This is a genomic window from Gluconobacter cerinus, assembly GCF_025961355.1.
Classification (GTDB): domain Bacteria; phylum Pseudomonadota; class Alphaproteobacteria; order Acetobacterales; family Acetobacteraceae; genus Gluconobacter; species Gluconobacter cerinus.
Map to the genome: position 1 here is coordinate 792,892 of NZ_JAOQNM010000001.1, position 25,772 is coordinate 818,663.

The following is a 25,772-nucleotide window of genomic DNA, read 5'->3' on the forward strand; positions in this document are numbered from 1 at the left end:
CATGAGCCGTATTGAAACCGATGGCATGGGCCAGATCGAAGTTGCTGATGATGTTCTGTGGGGCGCTCAGACACAGCGCTCCCTGAAATATTTCAGCATTGGCCGCGAACTGATGCCGCAGGAAATGATCGAGGCTTATGCGATCATGAAGCGTGCCTGCGCCTCGGCCAATGCAGCCAGTGGTCGACTGTCCCAGGATCGCGCCGATCTGATCCATACCGTCTGCGATGAGATCATGACCGGGCAGCATAAGCGGATGTTCCCGCTCCATGTCTGGATGACGGGCTCTGGCACGCAGTTCAACATGAACGTCAATGAAGTCATCGCAAACCGGGCCAGTCAGCTCACGGGTCAGCCGCTGGGTGGCAAGGCACCGTTGCACCCGAACGACCACGTCAACATGGCGCAGTCCACCAACTGCAACTTCCCAACCGCCATGCACATTGCGGCTGTTCTGGGTGTACATCGCCGTCTCATTCCTGCCCTCACCCGACTGCGGGATGCCATCGCTGCCAAAGCGGAAGAATGGAAGGATCTGGTCAAGGTTGGCCGCACGCATCTTCAGGATGCTGTTCCCATTACGCTTGGTCAGGAATGGCATGGCTACGCCGGGATGCTGACAGACAACATCGCACGCCTTGAAGCGGCCCGTGATGGCCTCCTTCAACTGGCTCTTGGCGGAACGGCGCTCGGCACTGGCGTGAATACAGATCCCGGATTTGACACCCGTGCCTGTGGAGAAATCGCGCATCTGACGCAACTGGGCTTCACGGCTGGCGAAAACAAATTCGCCCTTCAGGGCGCGCACGATGCACTGGTCCACCTGTCGGGTTGCCTGCGGACTGCGGCGGGAAGCCTGTTCAAGATTGCCAATGACATCCGCCTGCTGGCCTGCGGCCCTCGTGCCGGTTTCGGCGAACTGCTCCTGCCAGAAAACGAGCCGGGCTCTTCCATCATGCCAGGCAAGATCAACCCGACACAGGCTGAAGCCCTGTCCATGCTCGCCCTTCAGGTCATGAGCAATGATGTGGCGGTTGGCTTGGGTGGTGCGTCCGGCATGATTGATATGAACGTGTACAAGCCACTCATGATCCACAACATCATGCAGGGCATCACGCTCCTCCATGACGGGTCAGAGAACTTCCGTCAGCATCTTGTCGAAGGCATTCGCGCTAACGAAGATAAACTGAAGCAGGATCTGGACCGCTCCCTCGTGCTCGTTACGGCGCTTTCTCCCGCCATTGGATACGACAAAGCCGCACAGGTCGCCCATCATGCCATGGAAAAGAACCTGAGCCCGAAGGAAGCTGCTCTGGAACTGGGCTTCATGACAGCCCATGACTATGATCGCGTTGCAGATCCGCGTCTGATGCTGTCTCCCAACATCAAGGCGCCTCAGGGCCAGTAACAAGACAATACCGGCCCCGCATGACGAAAACTTCATGCGGGGCCGGTGGCAGACGAGCATCCGTGCTGGTAGGGCAGAAACAACCCTGCAATTCTCATCGGAGATGACAGACAGATGATGTCCCGCCGCGCGCTGCTGCTTGCCCTGTCCCTTCTTTCCCCCGTTTCTGCCTTTCCTGCCCTGGCGGCAGATGCCCCGAAGGACACGCCCAAAGCTGACGCAGCCAAGGCCTCAGACAGCTTTACCGGTGAAGCCGCTCTGCTTCCCACTGACTCCGTTACGAAGCATCATCTGAATGGCATCGCCTACACCGCGCATGCCGGCACCCTGACCCTCCGTGGCCCCGATGGGAAGCCGACGGCGCGCATGTTCTACGTGTCCTACACCAAGGACGGCGCAGCGGATGCCAAGCGTCCTGTCTCGTATTTCTTCAACGGTGGCCCCGGTGCCGCAACAGCCTATCTGAACCTTGGTGCCGCAGGCCCGGTCGCCCTGACCATGCCTCCCAAGGATGCAACCGACGGCACTCACGCGAAGCTCGGTGACAATCCGGATAGCTGGCTTCCGTTCACGGACATGGTGTTCTTTGACGCGGTGGGCACGGGCTATTCACGCCCACTCGACACCGCCAAGGCTGGAGACCAGTTTTACGGCGTCAAGCAGGATGCCAGCACGTTTGCCAAGGCCATCCAGCTCTGGACAGCCAAGAACAGTCGTCAGTCCTCCCCGCATTATCTGGTGGGTGAAAGCTATGGTGGCATCCGCTCCATCCAGGTCGCCAATGCGCTTCAGATGGAACAGGGAATTCTGTTGAACGGCGTCGTGATGCTGTCTCCTGCTATCGAGATGCCGCTTCTGGACACGGACGAGAACCCTTTGTCTGCTGCCCTCATGATCCCAAGTCTGATTTCGGCTCATGAAAGCCCGAACGTCACCCAGCAGTCGGCTGATGCAGCGTATGAATGGGCGATGGGCACTTATCTGCCCAAGGTTGCGGGCAAAATCCCGAGCGGCGAAGACGGAAAGACATTCTACGCCGAAGTCGCTCACCGTACGGGTCTTCCGGAAGATGTGGTAACACGCCAGCATGGTGTTCCGGCTATCGGGTCGCATGACGTCATGTCCCAGAACGGTCGCCTTCACGGCCTGTATGACTTTACGCAGACGATTGCCGACCCTGCGGCAGACGGTCTGGACGAGAGCCCTGACCCAACGCTGTTCGGCTTTGGCCGGGCCTATGGCAACGCGTTCTCTGGTTATGCCGCCAATGACCTCGGTTTCCAGACTCCGCTGACCTATGATCTGCTTTCCTTCAAGGTCAATTCAAGCTGGAAATGGAGCGAAAACGGCCCCGCTCCCGTCCATCAGATTCCGGTTCTTAACCGTCTTCTGGCGCTTGATCCCGGTCTGCGTGTGTTCGTTGCAAACGGGTACTACGATCTTGCCTGCCCATTCGGTACAGCCCGCTGGATGAAGGACCATCTGACGGTCGGAGCAGACCGCGTTTCCCTGCATCTCTATCAGGGTGGCCACATGCTCTATACGCGCCCCGCCAGCCGTCATGCCCTGTCTCTGGACGTCGCATCCTGGATGCAGCAGGACGCAATCCAGCAGTAAGCCAAATTGACAACAGGGGGCCGAAAACCTTAAGGTTCACGATATATTCCTGTTGAATTGTCGTATTTTCACAGGGGTTTGCTTTTCGAGCAGCCCCTGCCTAGATGACAAGACCAAACACTTTCTGCATTTCCGCCAAGAGGGATTTTCAGACCTTGACCTTATCGTCGAAGATCTCTCTCCAGTCGGGGCAGCCCCTTTCAGATGCGCTGCTCACATCCTGTGATCGTGAGCAGATCCATCGCCCGGATGCGATCCAGCCCTACGGGCTTCTCCTGATTGCCAAGGCCGATACTCTTCAGATTATTGCCGGCGCAGGCGATCTGGAAGCGCGCCTCAATCCGAACTGGCTGGGCCAGAGCCTGCCTGATCTTCTGAACATTCCAGCAGATGGGCTGAAACTGTCAGGCGGCAAGGCCCTGAACAATACCCGGGTCTCCGGCCTGCAGGACGAGACGTTCAATGCCCAGTTCCACGTCTCTGGCGAGCACCTTCTGGTAGAACTGGAGCCTCTGGACAGTCGTAATTTCCTGACGTGGGAAATCTTCAGTCAAATTGATGCCACAGCTGATCGTTTCGAGCGTTGCCCGGACATTGCTGCCGTGTGCCATCACGGCGCACAGGTCTTCGCGAAGCTGACCGAATTTGATCGTGTGCTTGTCTACCGCTTTCAGGAAGACGGCTCTGGCTGCGTGATGGGGGAAAAGCGCAATGAGGCTTTCCCATCCCTCATGAACCACCACTTTCCGGCCAGCGATATTCCCCGGCAGGCGCGTGCGCTTTATCTGCGCAACCGTATCCGTGTCATTCCAGACATTCATTACGAAGCTGCCCCTATTCGCCCTGGTGAGGCTGGCACCACAGGCATCGACCTGAGTGATGTGCAGCTTCGCAGCATCTCACCCGTCCATTTGCAGTATATGTCGAACATGGGCGTGGCGGCTTCAGCCTCCATCTCTCTGGTCGTGGACGGCATTTTGTGGGGCATGATCACCTGCCACAACGCGACACCGCGCATCCTCTCTGAGGACATCAGAGCCGCATGCCGGACGCTCGCTGGCGTCATGTCACGTCAGCTTCGAAACAAGGAAGAACTCATCACGTATCAGGAGCGTCTGCGCCTGAGGAATGCGATTGAGTTCGCGACGTCCCATTTCGATCCTGCCGCGTCCGTAAAGGACAATCTGCAGCGATCCGTTACGGAGTTACGCAGCCTGTTTCCCTGCGATGGCTTTGCAGTCATTGATCAGAAAGAGATCAAAACGTCTGGCAAGGTTCCTGAACATTCGGATCTCCTGGCCATTCGTGACTGGCTCCGCCTGGGCAGCAACGGCGGGATTTTCTGTAGCTCCTGCCTGGGCAAGGACTACCCTCCTGCAGAAATGTGGCCCGAGGCTTCTGCCGGAATTCTGGCCATCACACTGCCTTTCCGAACTTCCCTGACGCTTGTCTGGAGCCGGGTCGAGATCGTTCAGGTCATTGAGTGGGCTGGCAATCCTCACAAAGGAGCACCTGACCACGACGGGATTCTGCATCCTCGCAAATCTTTTGAGTCCTGGGAGCAGACCGTTCTGGGTCATTCCCATCGATGGACAACAGAACAGAAGCAGGCCGCCCGTCGTCTCCGCCGTACCCTGATTGCCGATTATCAGACCCAGCAACTCCGCGAGTTGAATGCGACCCTGACGGCAACAGTTCAGGAACGTGAGAGCCTGATTCAACAGAAAGACTTCCTGATCCGTGAGGTAAACCACCGTGTGCAGAACTCACTGCAAATGGTGGCATCTTTCCTGAAGCTTCAGGCCCGGACGTCCACGAACGAAGAAACCACCGAAGCCCTTTCTGAAGCCCAGCACCGGATTGCGGCCATCGGGCTGGTGCATCGGCGTCTGTATCGTGGCGATCAGATGGGCATGGTTGATCTGAGCCGCTACCTTGAAGAGTTGATGGAAGAGCTCTGCTCTTCACTCGGCGAAGAATGGCAGGCGCAACTTCGCATGGTTCTTTCACCCGTCTCCATTTCAGCAGACCGCGCCATTAATGTCGGACTGGTGCTGACGGAACTGGTCATCAATGCCAGCAAATATGCCTACGGTGGCCAGGCCGGTCCGCTTTACCTCTCACTTTCCGTCACTGGCGACCGTCTGACGCTGACTGTTTCCGATCAGGGCCGTCATGACATCAATCTGAACGGAAGCGGTTTCGGGACACGTATGATGAAGGCTGTCGTCGGAAGCCTTGGTGGCACCCTCACCTATACGCCGCTTTCCCCGGGCCTTGAGGCTGTCATGGCTGTGCCGCTCGACATCAACGGACCTGCCTCAGCGCATGAAGACATTCCTGAAGGTCTGTATTCCTGAAAGCATCTGTCTGAGCACAAAAAAAGCGCCTACTCCCTCATGAGAGCAGGCGCTTTTTCCATAAGGTCGCAATAGAGCAAATATCACTCAGGAAACCAGATTGCCTTCTTTGTCTACGAGCGTGATCGGATAATCACCCGTGAAGCAGGCATCGCAGTAGCGACCTGCGCCATCCGTACGACTTTCATGACCCAGCGCCCGATATAGGCCATCAAAGCTGATGAAGGCGAGGCTATCCACGCCGATAACGGCAGCCATTTCTTCCATCGTGTGGGTTGCTGCCATCAGCTTGCTCTCTTCGGGCGTATCAATGCCATAGAAGCAAGGGTGACGCGTTGGCGGAGACGTAATGCGCATATGCACTTCCGTCGCACCGGCTGCGCGCACCATATCCACAATCTTGCGAGACGTCGTTCCACGTACAATCGAGTCATCAACCAGAACGACCCGACGCCCAGCCAGAACCGGACGATTGGCGGAATGCTTCATCTTCACGCCAAGATTTCGGATCTGATCCGTTGGCTCAATGAATGTCCGGCCGACGTAATGATTGCGGATAATGCCTAGCTCAAACGGGATACCGCTCTCAGCCGCGTATCCGATAGCAGACGGTACGCCGGAGTCCGGCACTGGCACGACAACATCTGCTTCGACTGCCGTCTCGCGCGCCAGTTCCGCACCGATGCGCTTGCGTGCTTCATAGACAGGCTGGCCTTCAAGCACTGAATCAGGTCGTGCAAAGTAGATGTATTCAAAAACGCAGAAGCGCCCACCCTGATCGCCAAACGGGCGAAGGGACCGAAGCCCCTCAGAGTTTATCACCACGATTTCGCCTGGCTCGATGTCCCGAACGTATTCCGCGCCAATGATGTCGAGCGCACAGGTCTCACTGGAAAGAACCCAGCCACCATTCGAATCTTCGTACCCCGGCATCCGGCCCAGAACCAGCGGACGAACGCCCAATGGGTCACGCATGCCAATCAGGCCGTCATCGGGCGTCAGGGTAATGAGGGAGTAAGCCCCCTTCACCTGCTTGACGGCGTCAATGAAGCGATCGAGCACCGTGGTATAGAGGGAAATGGCGATGAGATGGATGAAGACTTCCGTATCCGTGGAGGAATGGAAGATACATCCGCGCTTTACCAGCGCCTGCTTCAGTGTGGCAGAGTTGGTCAGATTTCCGTTATGGGCAACGGCCAGACCACCGAACTCGTAATCCGCATACAGAGGCTGCACATTCCGGACATGCGTTCCGCCTGTGGTAGCGTATCGGTTATGACCGATGGCAACACTCCCAGGCAGCGTTGCCATGACACGGCTGTCTCCGAAGACATCACCGACCAGCCCCAGACCTTTGTGCTGATGGAACCGTTCGTTATCGAAACTGACGATTCCGGCAGCTTCCTGACCACGATGCTGAAGCGCATGGAGTCCAAGAGCGGTCAGGGCAGACGCATCAGGCACGCCCCAGACGCCGAAAACGCCACATTCCTCGTAAGGACGGTTGAGAGTATCGGAGGCAGTCATGCAGTTCGGCCTTTCCGGACTGGGTTCACAACGACGCGTCATGACCGCTTGTGGGCGGCGATGCAAGATGTGGTTGCAATGAATGTGGCAGATAACCGGCAAGTCGGGATGCTCCGGCCTCAATATATGGCCCGGTGAAGCTTCCCTGCATCAGGTAGGAGGTCCAGGACCCGAAAAAAGACCCTGCCAGCAGATAAAGTGCGATCAGCATCACATATCCGCGCAGAATGCCGAAAATAGCACCCAGTATGCGGTCTACGCCGCCAAAAAGAGTGCCCCTCACCGCTGCACCCACACGCCCGGCGATCGTCGTCAGCGTCAGCAGGATGACGATGAACAGGACTGCTGCGCTTGCGCTCTCCGCCAGCCAGTTCTCATGCAGATAGGGAGAAATCCATGGAACCAGGGCTGCATGGAACCGATAGGTGAGAATGACGGCCGAAGCCCAGGCGACAAGCCCGGAAAGCTCCGTGGTAAATCCGCGTGTCAGCCCCCAAAGAGCAGACAGACCAATCACGATCAACACGCCGATATCCAGCCGGCTCAGGTCATCCGGCGAAATATGAGACAGATCTGGAAGAGAGGTCATGGCTCAGGGCAATTTGGTGGAACGATAGTGGCCGCCTTTACGCGGACGGATGCCATTAGCACGAAGTTCTTCCGCAAGGCGGATTCTTTCGTTCAGCTCTGCCCAGACGTGATCAGCTTCAACGCCACGGGCTTTCCACACCTTCTCAAGAAGACCGACAAAAGCCGCACTTTCACGGACCAAACCGGCGCGATCATTGACCATGACATGCAGAACGCAGTTTGAAGCCGAATTGCCCAGCCGGGTCGCCAGTTTCGTGACTTTGCGGGTTTTCCGGAATGGGAGAAGGTCTTCCTTAAGCGGCATCACTCTATGATGAGGGTGATGGCCTATGGACGCAAGGCCATCACCCTCAATCATTCCGCGTCAGGTGTTATTCCGCAATCGTTTCTACTTCATTTTCCGGAACATAAAGTTTTGCACCATGTTCCTGAAAGACTTCACTCATCTGCGCCATACCATCCTGACGTTCTGCCTCACGGCGAATGTCATGGCTGATCTTCATGGAGCAGAACTTCGGGCCGCACATCGAACAGAAATGAGCCGTCTTGTGAGCCTCTTTTGGAAGCGTTTCGTCGTGGAAGCTGCGTGCCGTATCCGGGTCCAGCGCCAGATTAAACTGATCTTCCCACCGGAACTCGAACCGTGCACGGGACAGGGCATCATCCCGCAACTGAGCTGCCGGATGCCCCTTAGCCAGATCAGCCGCATGAGCCGCAATCCGGTAGGTTATGACACCCGTCTTCACGTCTGAGCGGTCCGGCAGACCCAGATGCTCCTTGGGTGTTACATAGCAAAGCATCGCCGTCCCGAACCAGCCAATCATGGCCGCCCCGATACCCGACGTGATGTGATCATATCCCGGCGCAATGTCGGTCGTTAGCGGGCCAAGCGTATAGAACGGCGCTTCGCCACATTCCTTAAGCTGCTTGGTCATGTTGACCTTGATCTTGTGCATCGGCACATGACCCGGCCCTTCAATCATGACCTGACAGCCCTTTGCCCAAGCCACTTTCGTCAGTTCACCCAACGTCGTCAGTTCAGCAAACTGCGCCGCATCATTCGCATCGGCAATCGACCCCGGACGCAGCCCATCCCCCAGTGAAAAGGTGATGTCATACCGGCGCATGATGTCGCAGATCTCTTCGAAGTGCTCGTAGAGAAAGCTCTCACGATGATGCGCCAGACACCAGGACGCCATGATGGAGCCACCACGGGAGACAATTCCCGTGGTACGCTTTGCTGTCAGCGGGATGTGCTGAAGGCGGACACCAGCATGAATCGTGAAATAATCCACGCCCTGCTCGGCCTGTTCGATCAGCGTGTCGCGGAAGATCTCCCACGTCAGCTTCTCAGGAACACCATTCACCTTCTCTAGCGCCTGATACAGCGGCACAGTGCCGATCGGCACTGGAGAGTTCCGCATGATCCAGTCACGGATGTTGTGAATGTTCCGCCCTGTAGAGAGATCCATCACCGTGTCCGCACCCCAGCGGATGGACCAGACCAGTTTTTCCACCTCTTCGGCCGCAGAAGACGTCACAGCCGAATTGCCGATATTGGCGTTCACCTTCACAAGGAAGTTGCGGCCAATAATAACCGGCTCAAGTTCCGGATGGTTGATATTGGCGGGAATGACAGCCCGCCCCCGCGCCACTTCTTCGCGCACAAATTCTGGCGTGATGAACGCTGGAATTTCCGCACCGAAATCCTCGCCATCTGCCCGGCGCTCTTCCGCTCCCTCAGCCATTTCAGCACGGCAAACGTTTTCGCGATGAGCAATATAGATCATCTCTTCCGTGATGATCCCGGCCCTTGCGTATTCATACTGCGTGACGTGCTGTGCGCCCTCACCCGAATAGACTTCGTGCGGTGCCGGACACGCCGGAACAGCTTGCGCCTCGCTTGCGAAGCCGTTGTCTTCCGGCTTCACGGCCCGCGCTGCAACCCGCTCGAAACCTCGCTTGGCAAGCCATTCTGCACGTGGAGCCGAGAGGCCCTTCGTCACATCAATCGTGACAGACGTGTCTGTATAAGGACCAGACGTGTCATAAACTCTGACAGGCGCTTCATTCGCTGACGGATGCAGCGCAATTTCGCGATATGGAACCAGAATATCTGGGCGTCCCGGCGCTTCAGACCATTTCTTGCAGGAACCCTGAATTGGGCCTGTCGTCACATGACCTACAGCTGGTCTCTGGTTCAGGTTTTGTGGAATGTCACCCATGTTCGCCCCCTCTGAGGCAGAGGGAGCAACAGCACGCACCACTGGCAAAGCCAGTTTCGTTGTGTCTCAACACCATTCCCTCCGCCGGTTCTAACCGGATCAGGTTTCCCGGATGCAGGATGCACCCGGCAGGGTCGTCACACCGCAGACCTTACAGCCCTTCAGTGACCTCTCAGCTTCTTTTGGCGAAGCTCCCCCTGGTAGGGGCCACACTCATCGCATCAGCTTCGTCCTGTCAATGCGTTTCACCGTGAAGTGAGCCGGGGAAACAGCTATGACCTGCTTTACGTTTTGAGGAGACACGCTTTTGAACCTGTATGTTTTCTATCTCGGTGGCGCAGCACCCGGCGCGAACATCGAAGTTCATGATGTTCAGTTTGCAATCGCGAACAAGCCGGAAGATGCTTATCCATCACTTGCAGAACGCTGGTTTGGGGTTCGGAATTCCCTGCACGTCGATGCCTACGGCATCATCACATGGGCGGACGGGCACGCCGTCACACTCAGTCCTGAAAAGCCTACAGGCTCCCAATCGCTCTATTTCATCAATATGGGTGGATATGCGGCCGGTGAGTTGAAGGAAGAGCACGCTTTTACCTTCCTCGTCGCCGCATCGGCAGAGGATGCCAAGGCAAAAGCCAAAAAGACCCTATTACCGGGCTATGACCATCGCCACCGCGACAACTTCATGGAAGTGGATGACTGCCTGCCGCTGGAACAGATTGATGGGCTTTACATCCATCTGACTCCACAGGACGACGGGCACCCTGTCACAGCGCTTTGGCAAGGCTACCGCAAGATCTGACGTCCCTACGCTTTATCTCACGGAGCTACTCATGCCTGATCAGATGCCAGTTTACCTGTTTTCTTACGGAACACTCCAGCAACCCGAGGTTCAGCTGTCCTCATTCGGTCGCCTGCTGCATGGCGAAGAGGATGCGATGACGGGCTATCAGGCGTCGATGATGGAAATCACAGACGCCGCTGTCATCAAGGCCAGCGGCAAACGCTTTCATCCTGTTATTCGCCCGAGTGACAATCCACAGGACGAAATCACAGGGCAAGTCTTCTGCATCACTGAAGCTGAGCTTCTCGCTGCGGATGCTTACGAAGTGTCCAGCTACAAAAGGGTGCAAGTTACACTGCGCTCAGGCAAAAATGCGTGGGTCTACGTGCGCGCCTGACCAGCTCGGAATCAAAAAAGGCAGCCAGTGACCCGGCTGCCTTTCTCAGAATTCAGAACGCTGTCTTACCTGACTTCAGGCAGCCTCAGAGCGCTTGAGCTGACGTTCGCGCCAAAGCGTGGAGAGTGCTTCAACCAGTCCATCAATTGCTTCGTTCGTATGAAGCGGCGTCGGCGTCAGACGCAGACGCTCCGTTCCGCGCGGGACGGTCGGGAAATTAATCGGCTGGATATAATGCCCGAAGCGGTTCAGCAACTCATCGGAGAGATCCCGACATAGCTCAGCCTCGCCCACCATGACGGGTACGATATGGCTCGGGTTGCCGACATGCGGAATGCCTGCCTTGTCCAGAGCGGCCCGCAGATAGGCAACAGCGCGCTGCTGTCCTTCACGTTCTGCGCTGCTGCGCTTGAGATAACGGACGCTGGCCAGAGCACCCGCAGCAATCATCGGCGGCAGAGCCGTGGAGAAAATGAAGCCTGAACCGAAAGAGCGCACGAAATCGCAAAGCGGCGCGGAGGCAGCAATATAGCCACCCACGACGCCATACCCCTTGCCGAGCGTCCCTTCGATCACCGTCAGACGATGGGACAGGCCCAGCTTTTCAGCCACGCCTGCACCGTGATCGCCGTACATGCCCACGGCATGAACTTCATCAAGGTAAGTCATGGCGCCGTATTTGTCGGCCAGATCACAGAAGGCTTCGATCGGGGCGATATCGCCATCCATAGAATAGACGGACTCGAACGCGATGATCTTGGGGACGTCTGCTGGAAGTTCCTTCAGGCGACGCTCCAGATCTTCCACATCGTTGTGACGGAAAATCTGCTTTTCAGCGCGGGAATGACGGATCCCCTCAATCATGGAGGCATGGTTTAGTTCATCAGACAGAACCACACAGTTCCGCAGACGACCCGCAATAGTGCCGAGCGTTACCCAGTTGGACAGATAGCCCGAGTTGAAAAGCAGGGCGCTTTCTTTCCCGTGAAGGGAAGCCAGCTCTTTTTCCAGTTCCACATGATAGTGGTTCGTGCCGGAAATGTTGCGCGTTCCACCTGCGCCAGCGCCCGTCTCATCAAGGGCATCATGCATCGCCTTGAGGACTTCCGGGTGTTGCCCCATGCCGAGATAATCGTTGGAACACCACACTGTGACGTCACGACCGAGCCCATGATGATAGGCTTTCGGGAAATTGCCGGACCGGCGCTCAAGTTCCGCAAAGTAACGGTAGCTGCCATCGGCGCGCAGACCGTCCAGGGCGGACTGGAACATCGCATCATAATTCATCGCGTTTTCTCCTGCGCGGCACTGTAATCCTGTGAAATCTTTCCGCCAAGGGCCTGCTCCAGATAGGCCAGCAGAACACGGAGCCGCGCAGGCATCTGCATCCGGGTGGCACCACACCCCACGACCATGAACCAGACCGACAGAACACTGCCCCGCCACCTGGGCAGAACCTCAACCAATCGCCCCGCATCCAGATCCCTCCGCAGCATGAAATCTGGCAGAAGCGCTAGGCCTGAGCCATTTCGGAGCGCGGGCAAAAGCATGTCCCCACTATTCACCATCATCCTGCTTCGCAGACGAACAGAGGCCTGCTGGCCGTTCTCATGCGTAAGGCGAAGAAGGTCTGGCAGATCGGAATTCGCGTAGAGCAACCCTGCATTGCCTGAAAGATCTTCCGGCTTTTCGATCGTCCCGAGTCTCTCCTTCATCTGTGGCGAACAGACCAGCCGCATCACGGAACGACAAAGAAGATGAGCCCCTCCGTTGGTTACTGGGGCGAGGTCTCCCGGTGTGATGCGGACGGCTGCTTCAAACCGGCCACTCAGCAGATCGACGGTCCGATCATCCAGATCAATCTCCATGGAAATATCCGGATACCGGTCCATAAATTCCGGCAGAACAGGTCCAAGAATATCCAGCCCGAACCCCATGGGAGCCGCCAGGCGGATCGTTCCTCTGGGGCTGACTGAGCCTTCCCGTAATTCTGCTTCCAATCCTTCGCCATCAGCCAACATCCGCCGGGCACGTTCCAGGCACGCCACTCCGGCCGATGTCAGGGAAAGATGACGCGCACTTCGCTGAAAGAGAGTCGTTTTCAGGCGATGCTCCAGACGCGCAATCACCTTGGACACTGTAGGCGGGGACAGCCCAAGAGTGCGCGCGGCAGAGGCAAACGAGCCGCTTTCAGCGACACGGGCAAAAACAGCCCAGCCTTCCAGATCGGGGAGCATACAGCCTCTCTAAGATGCGCTTTATGGAAACTTTATATTTCCATCAATTCCATTTTCTTTACGCCACATCGCGCCCATCTTGAAGGCCATAACCTTTACTGAGGAGCGACCAATGCTCGATATCAGACCCTTCTCCTCGCTTGGCCACGCCAACCATGGATGGCTGGACGCCCGGCATCATTTCTCTTTCGCTGGCTACACGGATCGGCACCGCATGCACTGGGGCCGTCTGCGCGTCTGGAACGATGATAAAATCGAAGGTGGGACAGGCTTCGGCGCTCATCCGCACAAGGACATGGAAATCATCACCTATGTTCGCACCGGAGCCATTTCTCACGAAGACAGCCTTGGCAACAAAGGCCGTACGGAAGCTGGCGACGTTCAGGTCATGTCTGCCGGCAGCGGCATCGTCCATGCCGAGTTCAATAAGGAAACCGAAGACACCACCCTCTTCCAGATCTGGATCATCCCCAATGAACCAGGTGGCACGCCTAGCTGGGGCACCCGTCCTTTCCCCAAGGACGCCCGCAGCGGAAGGTTTGTAACCCTTGCGTCCGGCTTTCCAGAGGAGGACGCTCTGCCGATCCGGGCCAAGGGACGCGTTCTTGGGGCAACCCTGAAAGCGGGCGAGACCCTGACTTTCGAAACGAGCCGGGAGAACTTTTCCTATCTCGTACCCGCAACAGGAAGTCTGGAAATCGAGGGTCGCACCGTTGCAACGCGAGACGGGGCAGCTCTGACGGATGTGGAAACCATCGTCATGACGGCCCTGGAAGACGCAGAAATTGTGCTGGTAGAAAGTGGCCCATTAGACTGATGCGGATGGGCGGAAACATCACGCAAAGGTGTTTCCGCCTCATGCTACACACGCCTTCTTCAAACGTTGTTATGACAGGGCCAAGTCCCACCGGATGCGGCCAGTTTCTCCCTTGATGAGGAGTACGGGTCATGACAACCACGACTGAGACCAAAGGCCAGAAATCCACTTCCCTGTTCGTCCGCTTCGGGGACTGGCTTAGCAATGCAAGCATGGACAGGTCTGGCCTGACGGAAGTGACAATCCGTCTGATGCGTGACGACTGTCACCTTGCCACCCGTGTGAGCGAAATTCACAACACGGAAACCAACCCGCTCACCCCCAAGGAAGTCGAAACGCTCATGGGTGAGAAGCATCTCAAATATATTGCAGATCAGACGGGACAGTCGCTTGAAGCGATTGAGGATGCCCTGACACAAGTCCTCCCCATGCTTGCTAACCTGCTTCGCGTGGATCCAGAGCGCCTGTTCCAGTACCAGTGCAAGATCTGAAGTCATAACCGGCAGCTCTTTCATGTTTGTAAAGAGGTGCCGGTTATGCTGGCTATAGCCCTTCGGCTGTCCGGGTCATACGTCGTCGTCTTGACCGACCGTCTACACTGGCGAACCGCTCGGTAATCTGAGCGGTCGTTTCAGCACCCGCCAAAATCAGGCCAGACGCCTCAGAGCAACCGGTTTTCTGAACGAATTCCAGTTGCTTTGGCGTGTCCACACCCGTGGCACGAATGCACAAGCCCAGCGCTTTGACGGCTTCAAGAGCGGCGCGATAGAAAACAACTGCACCTTCATCGAGTTCTGGCACACTTCCCTGCAAACTCCAGGACAGCGTAGATGCAGACAGAACTGCGAGATCAAACTGCACGCCATCCAGCAGGCCGCTGATAGCGCGCTCTCTCAGCAAAGTCAGGCTGGAGACCGAGGAGCCAAACCCGTTCGTGAAGATCTGAACGCCACGGTCCCGAAGAGATGCCAGCGTGTAACAGACTTCGCGCTCCTCCTGAGCAATCCCGCTTTCCTGGAAAACCAGATCCAGACGTGAAATCGGGAACCCACTCTGATCCAGGACACTGTTCAAGCGACCATTGAAAGCGGTGTCAGGCGCCTGATCGTCTTCAAGTGAAACCATGAGCCGCATACCTTCTGGCCAGCTCGCGGCCTGCGTACAGGCAACCTGGAGGAGCTCCAGATCAAACTCTCTCTGCTGTTGCTCAAGCGGCTTGCGACGACTTCGCCTCACGGTCCGTCGGGGAATAGCCAACCAGAGCTGACTCATGTCCACCTGAGCACCAATCAGCTTTTCCATTCCCGCTCGGCCAGCCCCCATCCGAGGCAGCCATCGCAAAGGCGGCAGTGCACTTTTCTGGCGCGCCCGGCGACTGCGCAGGGTGGTGGCGAACATCGTGGCACTCGTCGGAGAAATATTCGTCTCGGACCTCACAGGATCATCTCTCCGGTCTCTGGTCACAGCGCCAGTCACTCCGGGGCCAAATGAGGCTGCGTCCGCAAAACTGACATCCCGTCCTGCATCATCCAATTTCGAACATCTCCTGTTCCATCTGTGCGACAGAATGACGGAAGAAGGCTAATTTTCCCTTAACAACTCCCATTTCCCGCTCACTTTCCCGTGGGGCCGCAACAAAATGGCTGTGGAACCAAGAGTGAAATTCTTCGTTCGCTCAATCAGGACAATTCTGCTACCGATTCTGCTCAAGCGGATTTTCCGTGCCACTTCCTTCAAGCGCGCAGGTTCAATCTGCCTGTCAGGACATTGTTGATGACGGATGCTCTCGCTCGCTCCGCCCCGAACACGTCTTCCCGCAACTCTCTCAAGGCTTTGCTACCTTTCTGGCAGGTGACGTTCGCGTCCTTTCTGGGATGGTTTCTGGACGCTTTTGACCAGACATCCCTGATGTTCACACTGCCGGACATCGCTCATGATTTCAGCTGCACCATTGGCACACTGGGGATGGTTCTGACGGCCCAGTCCCTTGGACGCGCCATAGGCAACACAAGCTGGGGCTGGCTCGCGGACCGTTATGGCCGTCGTCTGGCCTTTATGCTCGGCGTGGTCTGGTTCGGTGTTTTTTCTGCCATGACAGGCCTGTCCCACAGTCTTCTGATGCTGGGCATTGTCCAGTTCCTGTTCGGCATCGGTTTTGGTGGTGAATGGACCGCTTCTGCAGCCCTGCTGATGGAAAGTGTTCCCGCCTGGACACGCCCGATGGCGTCTGCGCTCATGATGTCAGGTTATGAAGTCGGATATTTTGCAGCAGCTGGTGCGCAGGCTCTGATCCTGCCGCATTATGGCTGGCGCGTGCTGTTCTTCATCGGACTGGCGCCTGCTCTTCTGGCGATTTTCATTCGTCTCGGGGTCAAGGAAAGCCCGGTCTGGCTGCGGAACCGGGCAGACCGCGCGGCCGGTCAGGCCAAAACGCCGACACAGCCTCTTCCCAAGGTAAAATTCCGCCTGAACGGTGCGGCCATACAGGCAATTGCCTTCATGGCGTTTCTGGAATTTCAGAAAGCGGCCATTTACACATTTTACCCCACGATCCTGCGTGGCAGCCATCACCTAACACCGCAGGATATCTTCATTCCCATTACCCTCTACTGCATCGGATCCTTCGCTGGAAAAATCCTGTGTGGCTGGCTGGCAGAACGATGGGGTGACCTGAAGGTCATGCTCGGGGCGATTGCGATTGTTGTTCTGACAATCTGGCCGTTCCTAAGTGCTCCGTCCTGGAGCATGCTGCTGACGGCAGCATTCGTCATGGGTGCTGCTGCATCCGGTATCTTCGCCCTCGTGCCGCATTATCTGGCGAAATGCTTCCCTTCCGAGACACGTAGCTTCGGCATGGGGTTGGGTTATGCTCTAGGGTCTATCGGGCAGGGTATTGCTGGATGGCTGATTCCGGGAATTGGCCGGACACCGATCACGCTCCCGCTCACTGCGGAAGCCTTCGTGGTCGGGTCCAGCGCCGTCACGGCCGGTATCGCCCTGCTTCAGCCGAAGCACCTTCCGGGCGAAACCATGGAAGGCGACGAAGAAGCAGCCTCTTAAAGAGAGGCTGCCAGCCACTCGGCGGTACGGATTCCATCTATGCCGGCGGACAGGATACCGCCGGCGTATCCTGCCCCTTCTCCCGCAGGGAAAAGCCCACGCAATGTTGGGCTCTGGCCATCACGGTCTCGCTGAAGCCGGATCGGGGAAGATGTACGCGTTTCCACTCCGGTCATGACAGCATCATCCATCGAGAAGCCCTTTAACTTGCGCTCAAAACGCGGCAAAGCTTCACGAATGGCGTCCGAAACAAAATCCGGCAGACAGAGTGTCAGATCAGTCGGTGTCACACCTGGCTGGTAGGACGGCACGACGTCCCCCAGCGTTGTGGAAGGGCGACCGGCCAGAAAATCCCCGACGCGTTGGGCAGGAGCACGGTAATCGCCGCCACCAGCCACAAACGCTGCCTTTTCCCATTTCCGCTGAAGTTCGACACCCGCCAGAACATCGTTCGGAAAGTCCTTTTCCGGCGTCACTTCAACGACAATTCCACTATTCGCATTCCGTTCGGCACGGGAATACTGGCTCATGCCATTGGTCACGACCTGTCCAATCTCAGACGTCGCCGCCACGACCTGTCCGCCCGGGCACATGCAGAACGAATACACAGCCCGGCCATTCGACGCGTGATGAACCAGCTTGTAATCGGCAGCCCCCAGCAAATCGTTCCCGGCGTATGAGCCGAAACGGGCTGTATCAATGACAGACTGGGGATGTTCGATCCGCACACCTATAGAGAACGGCTTGGCATCCATGGCGACATTCGCATCACGGAGCATTTCGAAGGTGTCGCGTGCGGAATGCCCAACGGCCAGGATAACGCGCTCGGCAGGCAGGGTCTCTCCCGTTGAAAGGCGTAGGCCTCGCAAACGGCGTTCCGTTCCCTCACCCTCCATGTCAAAGCCATCGACGCGCGTCTCAAACCGGTACTCGCCGCCGAGACGTTCGATTTCCTCGCGGATGAACATCACCATCGTAACCAGTCGGAAGGTCCCGATATGGGGCTTGGAGACGTATAGGATCTCTTCCGGCGCACCGGCCCGAACAAACTCTTCAATGACACGCCGGCCCAGATTGCGAGGGTCGGACACGCCAGAGTAGAGCTTGCCGTCAGAGAACGTCCCGGCTCCACCTTCGCCAAACTGGACATTGCTCTCAGGCGTCAGAACGGATTTCCGCCAAAGGGCAAACGTATCAACCGTTCGGGCGCGAACCTCTTTCCCACGCTCGATGATGATAGGCTTGAGACCGGCCTGCGCGAGCGTCAGCGCCGCCATGATCCCGCAAGGACCTGCCCCGATAACCACAGGGCGCGGCATCCCCTCGGGCAACGTGGCTTGGGGAAGATGATAGGTTGTGTCTGGCGTGGAGCGAACATGCTGGTCTGCTTCATGGGCCGCAAGGACAGACGCCTCGTCCGTCACGTCACAGTCGATGCTGTACACCAGAACGATGTGACCGCGCTTGCGGGCATCGTAGCCGCGTCGGGCGATCTTGAAACTTTTCAGGGCCTCGGACGGGATATTGAGGCGCGTCAGCACCGCCTCCCGGAGCGCCTCTTCAGAGTGCTCCAGCGGCAGGCGCAGTTCTGTCAGGCGAATCATGCGTCGTGCTTTTCTTTGTGCTGGGCGGCGTCAGGCTGCGGATCGGCGTGATGCGTATCCGGCGAACCTTCCATGATGCGATCCATGACGGCCATCAGAACACCGGACACAACGAAGGCCAGATGAATTCCGACGCTCCATTCCAGAGCACGCGTGGAGGTGTCATCCACACGGATGAAGTCAGCCAGAACATGGATGGCAGACATGGCGACGATGGACGCCATGAGCTTGATCTTGATATCCCCGAACGTCACGTGACCAATCCAGGACGGATAGTCTTCGTGCTGACGGATATCGAGACGGGAAACAAAGTTCTCGTAGCCCGAGAACATGACGATCAGCAGCAGGTTCGCCAGCAGGACCAGATCGATCAGATCCAGCACACCAACGAAAACGTCATCGAAATCCAGGCCTGTTGCCTTGAGAACAAGACCCAGAAGCTGCTGGAAGAACTTGAAGGCCACCAGCAGCAGCCCGATGGTCAGGCCGAAATAAAGCGGTGCGGCAATCCAGCGGGTTGCGAAGAAGGCACGTTCCATGACGTGTTCTGCGCGTCGCGAGGACAAGGGATTGCTGCCAGGTTTCTGGCTCTGTGGGGAAGAAGGAGTCGTCATGGTCCTTCTGTACGATTTTGCGAGCCTTTCCGCCAATGCCTCTTTGCTGCGCCGTATCGATTATCCAACACGACGCAAGGCAACAGTCTGACCAACGGCGGAACTGGAACCTGACTGCACGCGACGTTCCCGGTCCAGATAGCGAAGGCAACTGACCCTTAGGAACGACGCCATATTCGGCAGTTCACCACGCAGTTCGAGAATTTCGTCCGAAAGCTTGGTGATGAGTTGATTGACGGTCATGCCATCTGCCGCCGCAATTTCCGTCAGGATGTCCCAGAACATGTTTTCCAGCCGGATCGTCGTTACGACCCCATGAATCCGCAGCGACCGCGTGCGGCTTTCATAGAAGATCGGATCGGCACGGACATAGAGTTCACACATATGGGCTCTCCTGACGGAACAAAGGCTCAGGCTTCGATTTTTGTTCCCAGAACCTTCAGGAACTGACCAATCCATGCGGGATGCGCTGGCCACGCTGGCGCTGTTACGAGCTTGCCGTCTGTCACAGCGCCGTCAATTGCGATGGCCTGATAGTCAGCCCCCGCAAGGATCATTTCAGCACGACAGGCCGGATAAGCGGAGACCTTGCGCCCTGAGATGACATTTGCTGCGGCGAGAAGCTGCGGACCATGGCAGACAGCGGCAATCGGTTTGTCAGCCGTGACAAAAGCGCGGATCAGGTCCAGCACGCTCTCATCGGTGCTGAGTTGCTCCGGGGCACGGCCGCCGGGAATGACCAGTGCGTCATAGTCTTCCGCTTTTGCGCCTGCATAAGTGGCGTTCAGCGTGAAGTTATGACCGCGCTTTTCAGTGTACGTCTGATGGCCTTCAAAATCGTGGATGGCCGTTGCCACCTGCTCTCCAGCCTTCTTGCCCGGTGACACCACATCAACCTTGTGTCCCACCATCAGCAGCATCTGAAATGGCACCATGATCTCGTAATCTTCAACGAAATCACCTGCGAGCATGAGAATACGTTTACTGGCCATCGGATCATCCTGACAATCAAGGTTCACAATACTGCTCCCACCTTACCGCATTCGGGAAGCGCGTGGGTAATAGGTGGTGACGACATTCCGCTCTGTCACCATGCCCTCCCACTTGCCTGAATATGAGAGCTCACGCAGAACTATGATTCCGTTCAGTCATGGCACCCTGGTGCCGTCAGAAGGCCCTGTTCCGTCATGAAGAATGCTGCCGCGATTGAGGTGCATGACCTCCGCAAGACATATCAGGTCCGTGATGGCGGCAGCTGGCGTGGCAAAACGCGCGAAATCACGGCTCTGGACGGCATTTCTTTCACCGTCCCCGCAGGCGAGATTGCCGGTTTCATCGGGCCAAACGGCGCTGGGAAATCTACTGCCATCAAAATTCTGGCGGGTATCCTGCGCCCGACCTCCGGGACCGTCCGCGTTGGCAACCTGATCCCCTGGGAAAACCGGATCGCACATGTCGCGCGTATCGGCGTGGTGTTTGGCCAGCGCACGCAGCTCTGGTGGGATCTTTCTGTTGGGGAAGGTCTGGCGCTTCTCCGGGATATTTACAGCGTGGAGCCAGCGCGGTTCCTTCGCAACCGGGAGCGTCTGGCGGATGCGCTGGATCTGCACGGCATCATGGATCAGTCCGTCCGGCAGTTGTCTCTCGGCCAACGCATGCGGGCAGAAATTGCCGCTGCCCTGATCCATGATCCGGATGTGATTATTCTGGATGAACCTACGATCGGGTTGGATGCCCCGTCCAAGCTGGCGGTACGCGCTTTTGTGCGGGATCTACGACGCGAGCGCGGCACAACGGTGCTTCTGACCACGCATGACATGCATGATATTGAAGCACTGGCAGACCGGGTCATCGTCATCGGTCATGGTCGTATTCTTGCAGATAGCCCGTTTGAAGCCCTTCAGGCGACCACTCTCTCGGAACGAATTCTGGAAGCAGATTTTACCGGGCCGCTGCCAGACCTGCTTCTGCCCGAGGGGGCGACAGAAACAGCGCGTGGCTCTCGCAGCGTGACGATCACGTTTGATCCGCAACGCCTGCCCGCGCCTCTGCTTGTAGCGCATCTTTCGACACTGCCAGGCTTGGGTGATCTGCGGATCGGGCGCCCGGCGATTGAAGAAATTATTACACGCTTCTACGCGGACCACGCATCGTGACCATCAAACCCTATGTGACGTCTTTTGTCCTGCAATGGAAAATTGGTCTGCGATATCGTCTTGCGGTACTGGCGGGGCTTGTGGCGCAGATGTGGTTCGGCGCGATTTCCCTCATGGCCTATGCCGCGGTTTACCATCATGCCCCCGGCGTGGATGCACCCATGACGCTGCGTCAGGCCATGACGTACACCTGGATCCAGCAATCCCTCTTCACCCTGCTTCCTCTTGGCTGCCTCCCCGCTATTGGTGAAGCAGCAAAGAGCGGAGCAATCGTCTATGACCTGTTACGCCCCGTCGATCTATGGAACTGGTGGCTCTCGGCTTCGCTTGCCCGTCTTCTTGGCAACGCCATTCCGCGCGCAGTTCTTCTTGCCGCTGTCGCAGGGCCACTTGCTGCCCTCGTTGGGCTGAATGGCTGGAGCCTTGCTCCGCCCGCCTCATTGTGGGCCGCAATGCTGGCTCTGTGCTCCTTCATCCTTGGTGCTTTCATCTCCGCAAGCATCGTGATGTGGTGGAATATCGTCACGGCCCGAACGTTATCGCCTCTCGGAACGTATGCTGTCGGCACACCCTTGGCTGTTCTGCTCTCAGGAATGCTCCTGCCGCTGCCGCTTTATCCGGACTGGGCGCGTGAGTTGCTCCTGTTCCAGCCTTTTGCCGGAATTTCTGACATTCCCATTCGGCTCTACATGGGCATGGCCATCCCGGGCGGCGTTCTGACCGCGTTGGGCATTCAATGTTTCTGGCTGGCCGCACTCACCCTTGTGGGGCGTTTCTGGATGCATCGCACCATCTCCCGGATGGAGGTTCAGGGCGCATGAATGCATTTTCACTCTACCGGCGCATGGCAGCAGCCTCGATCAAGGCACAACTGCGGTATCCCGGAACATTCGCGCTTCAGCTCATTGGAAATTTCGTCACCACCCTGCTGAGCTTCTTCGGAATCTGGAGCTTGTTCCAGCGGTTTGGCAGCATCGCGGGCTGGGATATTGGCGCCGTGGCCGTTCTATACGGACTGGTAAACGTATCTTTTGCGATTGCCGAAACCCTTGGCCGCGGTTTTGAGGTTTTTGGCGGCGAGTACGTCAAGACAGGCTCATTTGACCGGCTTCTTCTTCGCCCACGCTCGACACTCGTCCTGCTTCTTGGCCACGAATTGAGACTTCGCCCGATCGGCCGCTTCCTTCAGGGGGCATTCGTTATGGGAGCAGGTTTCTGGCTCTCGCCACATGTCTCATGGGCGACAGTCTGGCTTTTGCTCTGGGCAGTGACGGGCGGGGCCGCCATGTTTCTGGGCGTTCTGATCGGACAGGCCGCCCTGTGCTTCGTAACGGTTGAAGGGCTGGAGGTTGTGAACGTCCTGACCTATGGCGGCGTGGAAGCAGGACAATACCCACTCACCATGTTCGCGCGCTGGCTTCGTCGCTTCCTGACATGGGCGCTCCCACTGTCGGCTGTCTGTTACTATCCGGCTCTAGCCATGCTGAACCATCCTGACCCTTTGGGCATGCCTCTCTGGTTTGGCCTGCTGTCTCCAGGGATGGGCTTTGCGTTTCTCGGCCTGATGGTTCTGTGCTGGCAAAAAGGCGTAGCCGGATATGTTTCAAGCGGGAGTTAGGGCTGCTTGGCCGGATACCCCCACTTGTTGATGCGATAGTCAGTATCGAAGCACATCATGATCCACACCGGAATCATCCCGATCACCGTAAAGTACAGGAGCATCCACCAGCCTGACCGGCCGGTATCGTGCAACCTTCTGACAGAGACGCTGAGATCTACAACGAACATGTAGAGGCAAGGCAGAATAAGGAGAAGGTTCAGCAGCCCTGCAATCACACTTCCACTGTGCTTGAGATCATCGGAAATCAGGGAGACCAGGATCGTCCAGCAGATTTCAACAATCCTGAAGTACCAGTATTCCTTTCGGCGGGAGCGGCCCTGAAAGTCTGTTGCCCGGCGGAAACAGCTGCGAACGGCGTCAGTGAAAGACATGTCCGCAGCGGGCAAAGACGCAAACTGCCCGGCCTGAATATCCAGAAACACATTGTTGGCCATTGTGCCCCAGGGCTCGAAATCCACCCGCTGCCCCTTCATGGGCGCCAGAGTGTCCCGCCAGTTCATTTTCGAAAATGCATACCGGACGTCCTGATCATTCAGGATCACGCCTTCGCCCGTCTGAACATCAAATCCGAGAACGGTGCCTTTCATGGACACTCTCCCTGCAAGTCCCCCTCTGCTGACATTGCAGGGCTAGGTCTCCTCTTTGTTACGGAATATAACCGACGCGTCCACCCACAGCGTTGAAAAACCGTGCTCTATCAACATCCGCGCACTGACAATTCTGGACGAGCCAGATCATCGCTTGGGTTGATGGAACGAGATGCTATATGATGCGAGACCCCAGCCACAGATTTGCCCGGACATGACATCAGATCACAGCCACACGTGCGCACACGGCCATGACCACACCGATCATGACCATTCTCATGCAGATGGGCACGACCATGCCTCTCATGATCAGCAGGATCATGACCATGAGGGCTGTGACGGGCACGATCATGGGTTTGGTTTTGGACGCCCGCATACGCATGCACCGGCGAATTTCGGCCGTGCTTTCGCTATCGGGATCGTCCTGAACACAATTTATGTTGTGGCCGAAGCCCTCTGGGGTGTCTGGGCACACTCGCTGTCCCTTCTGGCAGACGCAGGGCACAACCTGTCGGACATTCTGGGCCTTGGCGCAGCATGGCTGGCGGAAAGCCTGGCCCGTCGTGCCCCCACCACACGTTTCACCTATGGCCTGCGTCGTTCCACCATTCTTGCGGCCTTCGTGAATGCGACGGTCCTGCTGCTGGTGACGGGTGGGATCATCTGGGAATCCATCGTTCGTCTTTTCGCGAATGCGCCCGTCGAGGGGTCGGTCGTCAGTTGGGTCGCGCTCGTCGGAATTGCGGTCAATGCGTTTACTGCCCTCCTTTTCATGAAGGGGGCCTCGAACGACCTCAATATTCGCGGTGCGTTCATGCATATGGCGTCTGATGCCATGATGGCCTTTGCCGTTGTGATTGCAGGGCTCCTGATCACATGGACCGGCTTTCAGATCATTGATCCGATCGTCAGCCTGATTGTCTCTGTGTCCATCATTGTCGCGACATGGTCTCTGCTCAAAGGGTCGGTCTCCCTGTCACTGGATGGCGTTCCTGCCGGGATTGTACCCGCGGACGTTCAGGCTGCCCTACTGGCCGTTCCCGGCGTCTGTGGACTGCATCACCTGCACATCTGGCCGATGAGCACGACAGAAACAGCTCTTACAGTCCACCTGCTGCGGGATGAGACGGCACAGCAAAGCCCCGAACAGATCATCACGCAGGCCACAATCCTCCTGCGTGACAAGTTCAAAATTTCTCACCCCACCTTCCAGATCGAAAGTCCACCAGCGTCCTGCGATCTTCAACAGGTCTGCTGCTGAGAGCTTCAATGACGTCCACACGTATCAAGATTGCCTACGCTTCCATTGGGGTGAGCGTAGTGGTTCTGGCTATCAAGTACGCAGCATTCTGGGTCTCCGGCTCAGATGCGCTGCTGTCTGATGCCATTGAAACCATTCTGAATGTCATTGCGGCATTCGGCACCCTGTGGGCACTCTCCATTGCAGCACTGCCCGCTGACGACAATCACCCTTATGGCCATGGCAAAGCAGAATACCTGTCCGCTGTTATTGAAGGCGTTCTGGTTGTTCTGACGGCACTCGGCATTCTCGTCGTAGCCGTACATGACTGGATGCATCCGATGCCGGTTCATGCCCCCTTCCAGGGCGTTGCACTGAATGCACTCGCCGGTGTCGTCAATCTGGTCTGGGCACGCATTCTCATCGGGTTCGGCCGGAAGAACTCCTCACAGGCCCTGCTGGCTGCAGGGGAGCACGTTCAGTCAGACGTCTGGGCGACTGTTGCGCTGGTCATCGGCGTGTCCCTTATCCCCGTCATCAAATGGGACCGGCTGGACGCAGTTCTGTCTGCCCTGGTTGCCCTGAACGTTCTGCGGGCGGGCTTCTCGATGATGAGCCTGTCCATGTCAGGTCTTATGGACGAAATTCCAGGCACAGAGGCGGTGGAAACCGTAAAGGCTGTCATCTCCTCAAGCGGAACTGGCGCTCTCGAAGCGCATGATCTGCGTCTGCGGAAAGTGGGCCCCTTACATTTCGTCGAGTTTCACCTCGTCGTTCCGAGCGAAATGAGTGTGCATGACGCGCATGAAATCTGCGACTGTATTGAAGCGGGTCTGCGGAAAGAACTGGGGCGGGCTTCGATCCATATTCACGTAGAACCTGCTGACAAGGCCAAGCATTCCGGCGTTCTGGTCCTGTCCTGAC

General features: G+C 57.1%; 25 protein-coding genes. 13 read left to right on the forward strand and 12 right to left on the reverse strand.

The features are described 5' to 3' along the window. The first annotated feature begins 1 nt into the window (after position 1). The 3 genes from M2305_RS03685 (at position 2) to M2305_RS03695 (ending at position 5,385) form a co-directional block, all read left to right on the forward strand. Positions 2-1,408, forward strand: a complete 1,407-nt coding sequence (locus M2305_RS03685) for a class II fumarate hydratase (protein WP_264648598.1) — start codon at positions 2-4, stop codon at positions 1,406-1,408. A gap of 114 nt (positions 1,409-1,522) precedes the next feature. Further along, positions 1,523-3,025 carry a S10 family peptidase gene (locus M2305_RS03690; protein WP_211497729.1) on the forward strand — a complete coding sequence of 501 codons (1,503 nt, stop codon included), beginning with the start codon at positions 1,523-1,525 and terminating at the stop codon, positions 3,023-3,025. A gap of 155 nt (positions 3,026-3,180) precedes the next feature. Then, positions 3,181-5,385: a histidine kinase dimerization/phosphoacceptor domain -containing protein gene (locus tag M2305_RS03695; protein ID WP_264648599.1), complete on the forward strand. Its 2,205-nt coding sequence runs from the start codon at positions 3,181-3,183 to the stop codon at positions 5,383-5,385. Positions 5,386-5,472: 87 nt separating this feature from the next. On the opposite strand, the gene purF is transcribed toward M2305_RS03695, so the two are convergent. From purF to thiC, 4 genes are read right to left on the reverse strand one after another with little or no spacing between them, the layout of a single operon-like run. After that, positions 5,473-6,912, reverse strand: coding sequence for an amidophosphoribosyltransferase (gene purF, locus M2305_RS03700; RefSeq protein WP_046899973.1), 1,440 nt, complete (start codon positions 6,910-6,912; stop codon positions 5,473-5,475). Positions 6,913-6,937: 25 nt separating this feature from the next. Next, a complete protein-coding gene (locus M2305_RS03705) occupies positions 6,938-7,501 on the reverse strand; it encodes a CvpA family protein (protein WP_264648600.1) in 564 nt (187 codons plus the stop codon). A gap of 3 nt (positions 7,502-7,504) precedes the next feature. After that, positions 7,505-7,861, reverse strand: coding sequence for a hypothetical protein (locus tag M2305_RS03710; RefSeq protein WP_264648601.1), 357 nt, complete (start codon positions 7,859-7,861; stop codon positions 7,505-7,507). Between the two features lie 13 nt (positions 7,862-7,874). Further along, a complete protein-coding gene (gene thiC / locus M2305_RS03715) occupies positions 7,875-9,728 on the reverse strand; it encodes a phosphomethylpyrimidine synthase ThiC (protein WP_046899976.1) in 1,854 nt (617 codons plus the stop codon). Between the two features lie 307 nt (positions 9,729-10,035). On the opposite strand from thiC, the gene M2305_RS03720 reads away from it, so the two are divergent. Together M2305_RS03720 and M2305_RS03725 are read left to right on the forward strand one after the other, a co-directional pair. Beyond that, positions 10,036-10,533, forward strand: a complete 498-nt coding sequence (locus M2305_RS03720; RefSeq protein WP_264648602.1) for a DUF1543 domain-containing protein — start codon at positions 10,036-10,038, stop codon at positions 10,531-10,533. Between the two features lie 31 nt (positions 10,534-10,564). After that, positions 10,565-10,912: a gamma-glutamylcyclotransferase family protein gene (locus M2305_RS03725; RefSeq protein WP_249198508.1), complete on the forward strand. Its 348-nt coding sequence runs from the start codon at positions 10,565-10,567 to the stop codon at positions 10,910-10,912. A gap of 75 nt (positions 10,913-10,987) precedes the next feature. On the opposite strand, the gene hemA is transcribed toward M2305_RS03725, so the two are convergent. Both hemA and M2305_RS03735 read right to left on the reverse strand, forming a co-directional pair. Beyond that, positions 10,988-12,199, reverse strand: a complete 1,212-nt coding sequence (gene hemA, locus M2305_RS03730; protein ID WP_264648603.1) for a 5-aminolevulinate synthase — start codon at positions 12,197-12,199, stop codon at positions 10,988-10,990. Continuing rightward, entirely contained in the window at positions 12,196-13,149 is a 954-nt protein-coding gene (locus M2305_RS03735; protein WP_086634370.1) for a LysR family transcriptional regulator, read from the reverse strand. Before M2305_RS03735 ends, hemA begins: the two co-directional genes overlap by 4 nt. Before the next feature lie 112 nt (positions 13,150-13,261). Here M2305_RS03735 and M2305_RS03740 point away from each other — a divergent pair, with 112 nt between their 5' ends. Both M2305_RS03740 and M2305_RS03745 read left to right on the forward strand, forming a co-directional pair. Next, positions 13,262-13,966: a pirin family protein gene (locus M2305_RS03740; protein ID WP_264648604.1), complete on the forward strand. Its 705-nt coding sequence runs from the start codon at positions 13,262-13,264 to the stop codon at positions 13,964-13,966. Positions 13,967-14,097: 131 nt separating this feature from the next. Continuing rightward, positions 14,098-14,457 carry a YidB family protein gene (locus tag M2305_RS03745; protein ID WP_086634368.1) on the forward strand — a complete coding sequence of 120 codons (360 nt, stop codon included), beginning with the start codon at positions 14,098-14,100 and terminating at the stop codon, positions 14,455-14,457. Positions 14,458-14,509: 52 nt separating this feature from the next. Here M2305_RS03745 and M2305_RS03750 read toward each other — a convergent pair whose 3' ends face one another. Further along, complete coding sequence (locus tag M2305_RS03750; RefSeq protein WP_252349852.1) at positions 14,510-15,499, reverse strand: EAL domain-containing protein; 990 nt, start codon at positions 15,497-15,499, stop codon at positions 14,510-14,512. A 240-nt stretch (positions 15,500-15,739) separates the two neighbouring features. On the opposite strand from M2305_RS03750, the gene M2305_RS03755 reads away from it, so the two are divergent. Next, a complete protein-coding gene (locus M2305_RS03755; RefSeq protein WP_046899984.1) occupies positions 15,740-17,026 on the forward strand; it encodes an MFS transporter in 1,287 nt (428 codons plus the stop codon). Here M2305_RS03755 and M2305_RS03760 read toward each other — a convergent pair. The 4 genes from M2305_RS03760 to M2305_RS03775 are packed head-to-tail and all read right to left on the reverse strand — an operon-like array spanning position 17,023 to position 20,236. Then, positions 17,023-18,630, reverse strand: a complete 1,608-nt coding sequence (locus tag M2305_RS03760) for an NAD(P)/FAD-dependent oxidoreductase (protein ID WP_086634366.1) — start codon at positions 18,628-18,630, stop codon at positions 17,023-17,025. The two genes, M2305_RS03755 and M2305_RS03760, sit on opposite strands and share 4 nt — an antisense overlap. Continuing rightward, positions 18,627-19,244: a TIGR00645 family protein gene (locus M2305_RS03765; RefSeq protein ID WP_086634365.1), complete on the reverse strand. Its 618-nt coding sequence runs from the start codon at positions 19,242-19,244 to the stop codon at positions 18,627-18,629. Before M2305_RS03765 ends, M2305_RS03760 begins: the two co-directional genes overlap by 4 nt. A 60-nt stretch (positions 19,245-19,304) precedes the next feature. Continuing rightward, a complete protein-coding gene (locus M2305_RS03770) occupies positions 19,305-19,628 on the reverse strand; it encodes a ribbon-helix-helix domain-containing protein (protein WP_046899987.1) in 324 nt (107 codons plus the stop codon). Positions 19,629-19,654: 26 nt separating this feature from the next. Continuing rightward, on the reverse strand, positions 19,655-20,236 hold the full coding sequence (locus tag M2305_RS03775) for a DJ-1/PfpI family protein (protein ID WP_264648605.1): 582 nt from the start codon (positions 20,234-20,236) through the stop codon (positions 19,655-19,657). A 195-nt stretch (positions 20,237-20,431) separates the two neighbouring features. Between M2305_RS03775 and M2305_RS03780 the strand changes: the two genes are divergently transcribed. Genes M2305_RS03780 through M2305_RS03790 form a run of 3 tightly spaced genes read left to right on the forward strand, consistent with a single transcriptional unit; the run spans position 20,432 to position 23,018 of the window. Continuing rightward, positions 20,432-21,400, forward strand: coding sequence for an ABC transporter ATP-binding protein (locus M2305_RS03780; protein WP_215764432.1), 969 nt, complete (start codon positions 20,432-20,434; stop codon positions 21,398-21,400). Beyond that, positions 21,397-22,221, forward strand: coding sequence for an ABC transporter permease (locus M2305_RS03785; protein WP_086634362.1), 825 nt, complete (start codon positions 21,397-21,399; stop codon positions 22,219-22,221). Before M2305_RS03780 ends, M2305_RS03785 begins: the two co-directional genes overlap by 4 nt. Continuing rightward, a complete protein-coding gene (locus M2305_RS03790; RefSeq protein WP_264648606.1) occupies positions 22,218-23,018 on the forward strand; it encodes an ABC transporter permease in 801 nt (266 codons plus the stop codon). Before M2305_RS03785 ends, M2305_RS03790 begins: the two co-directional genes overlap by 4 nt. Here M2305_RS03790 and M2305_RS03795 read toward each other — a convergent pair. Further along, entirely contained in the window at positions 23,015-23,608 is a 594-nt protein-coding gene (locus tag M2305_RS03795) for a DUF805 domain-containing protein (protein ID WP_211501923.1), read from the reverse strand. The genes M2305_RS03790 and M2305_RS03795 overlap by 4 nt on opposite strands. Before the next feature lie 214 nt (positions 23,609-23,822). On the opposite strand from M2305_RS03795, the gene M2305_RS03800 reads away from it, so the two are divergent. After that, positions 23,823-24,869: a cation diffusion facilitator family transporter gene (locus M2305_RS03800; protein WP_264648607.1), complete on the forward strand. Its 1,047-nt coding sequence runs from the start codon at positions 23,823-23,825 to the stop codon at positions 24,867-24,869. An 8-nt stretch (positions 24,870-24,877) separates the two neighbouring features. After that, the gene (locus tag M2305_RS03805; RefSeq protein ID WP_264648608.1) at positions 24,878-25,771 is read left to right on the forward strand and encodes a cation diffusion facilitator family transporter; all 894 of its coding nucleotides are present in this window, start codon (positions 24,878-24,880) and stop codon (positions 25,769-25,771) included. Position 25,772 lies beyond the last annotated feature (1 nt).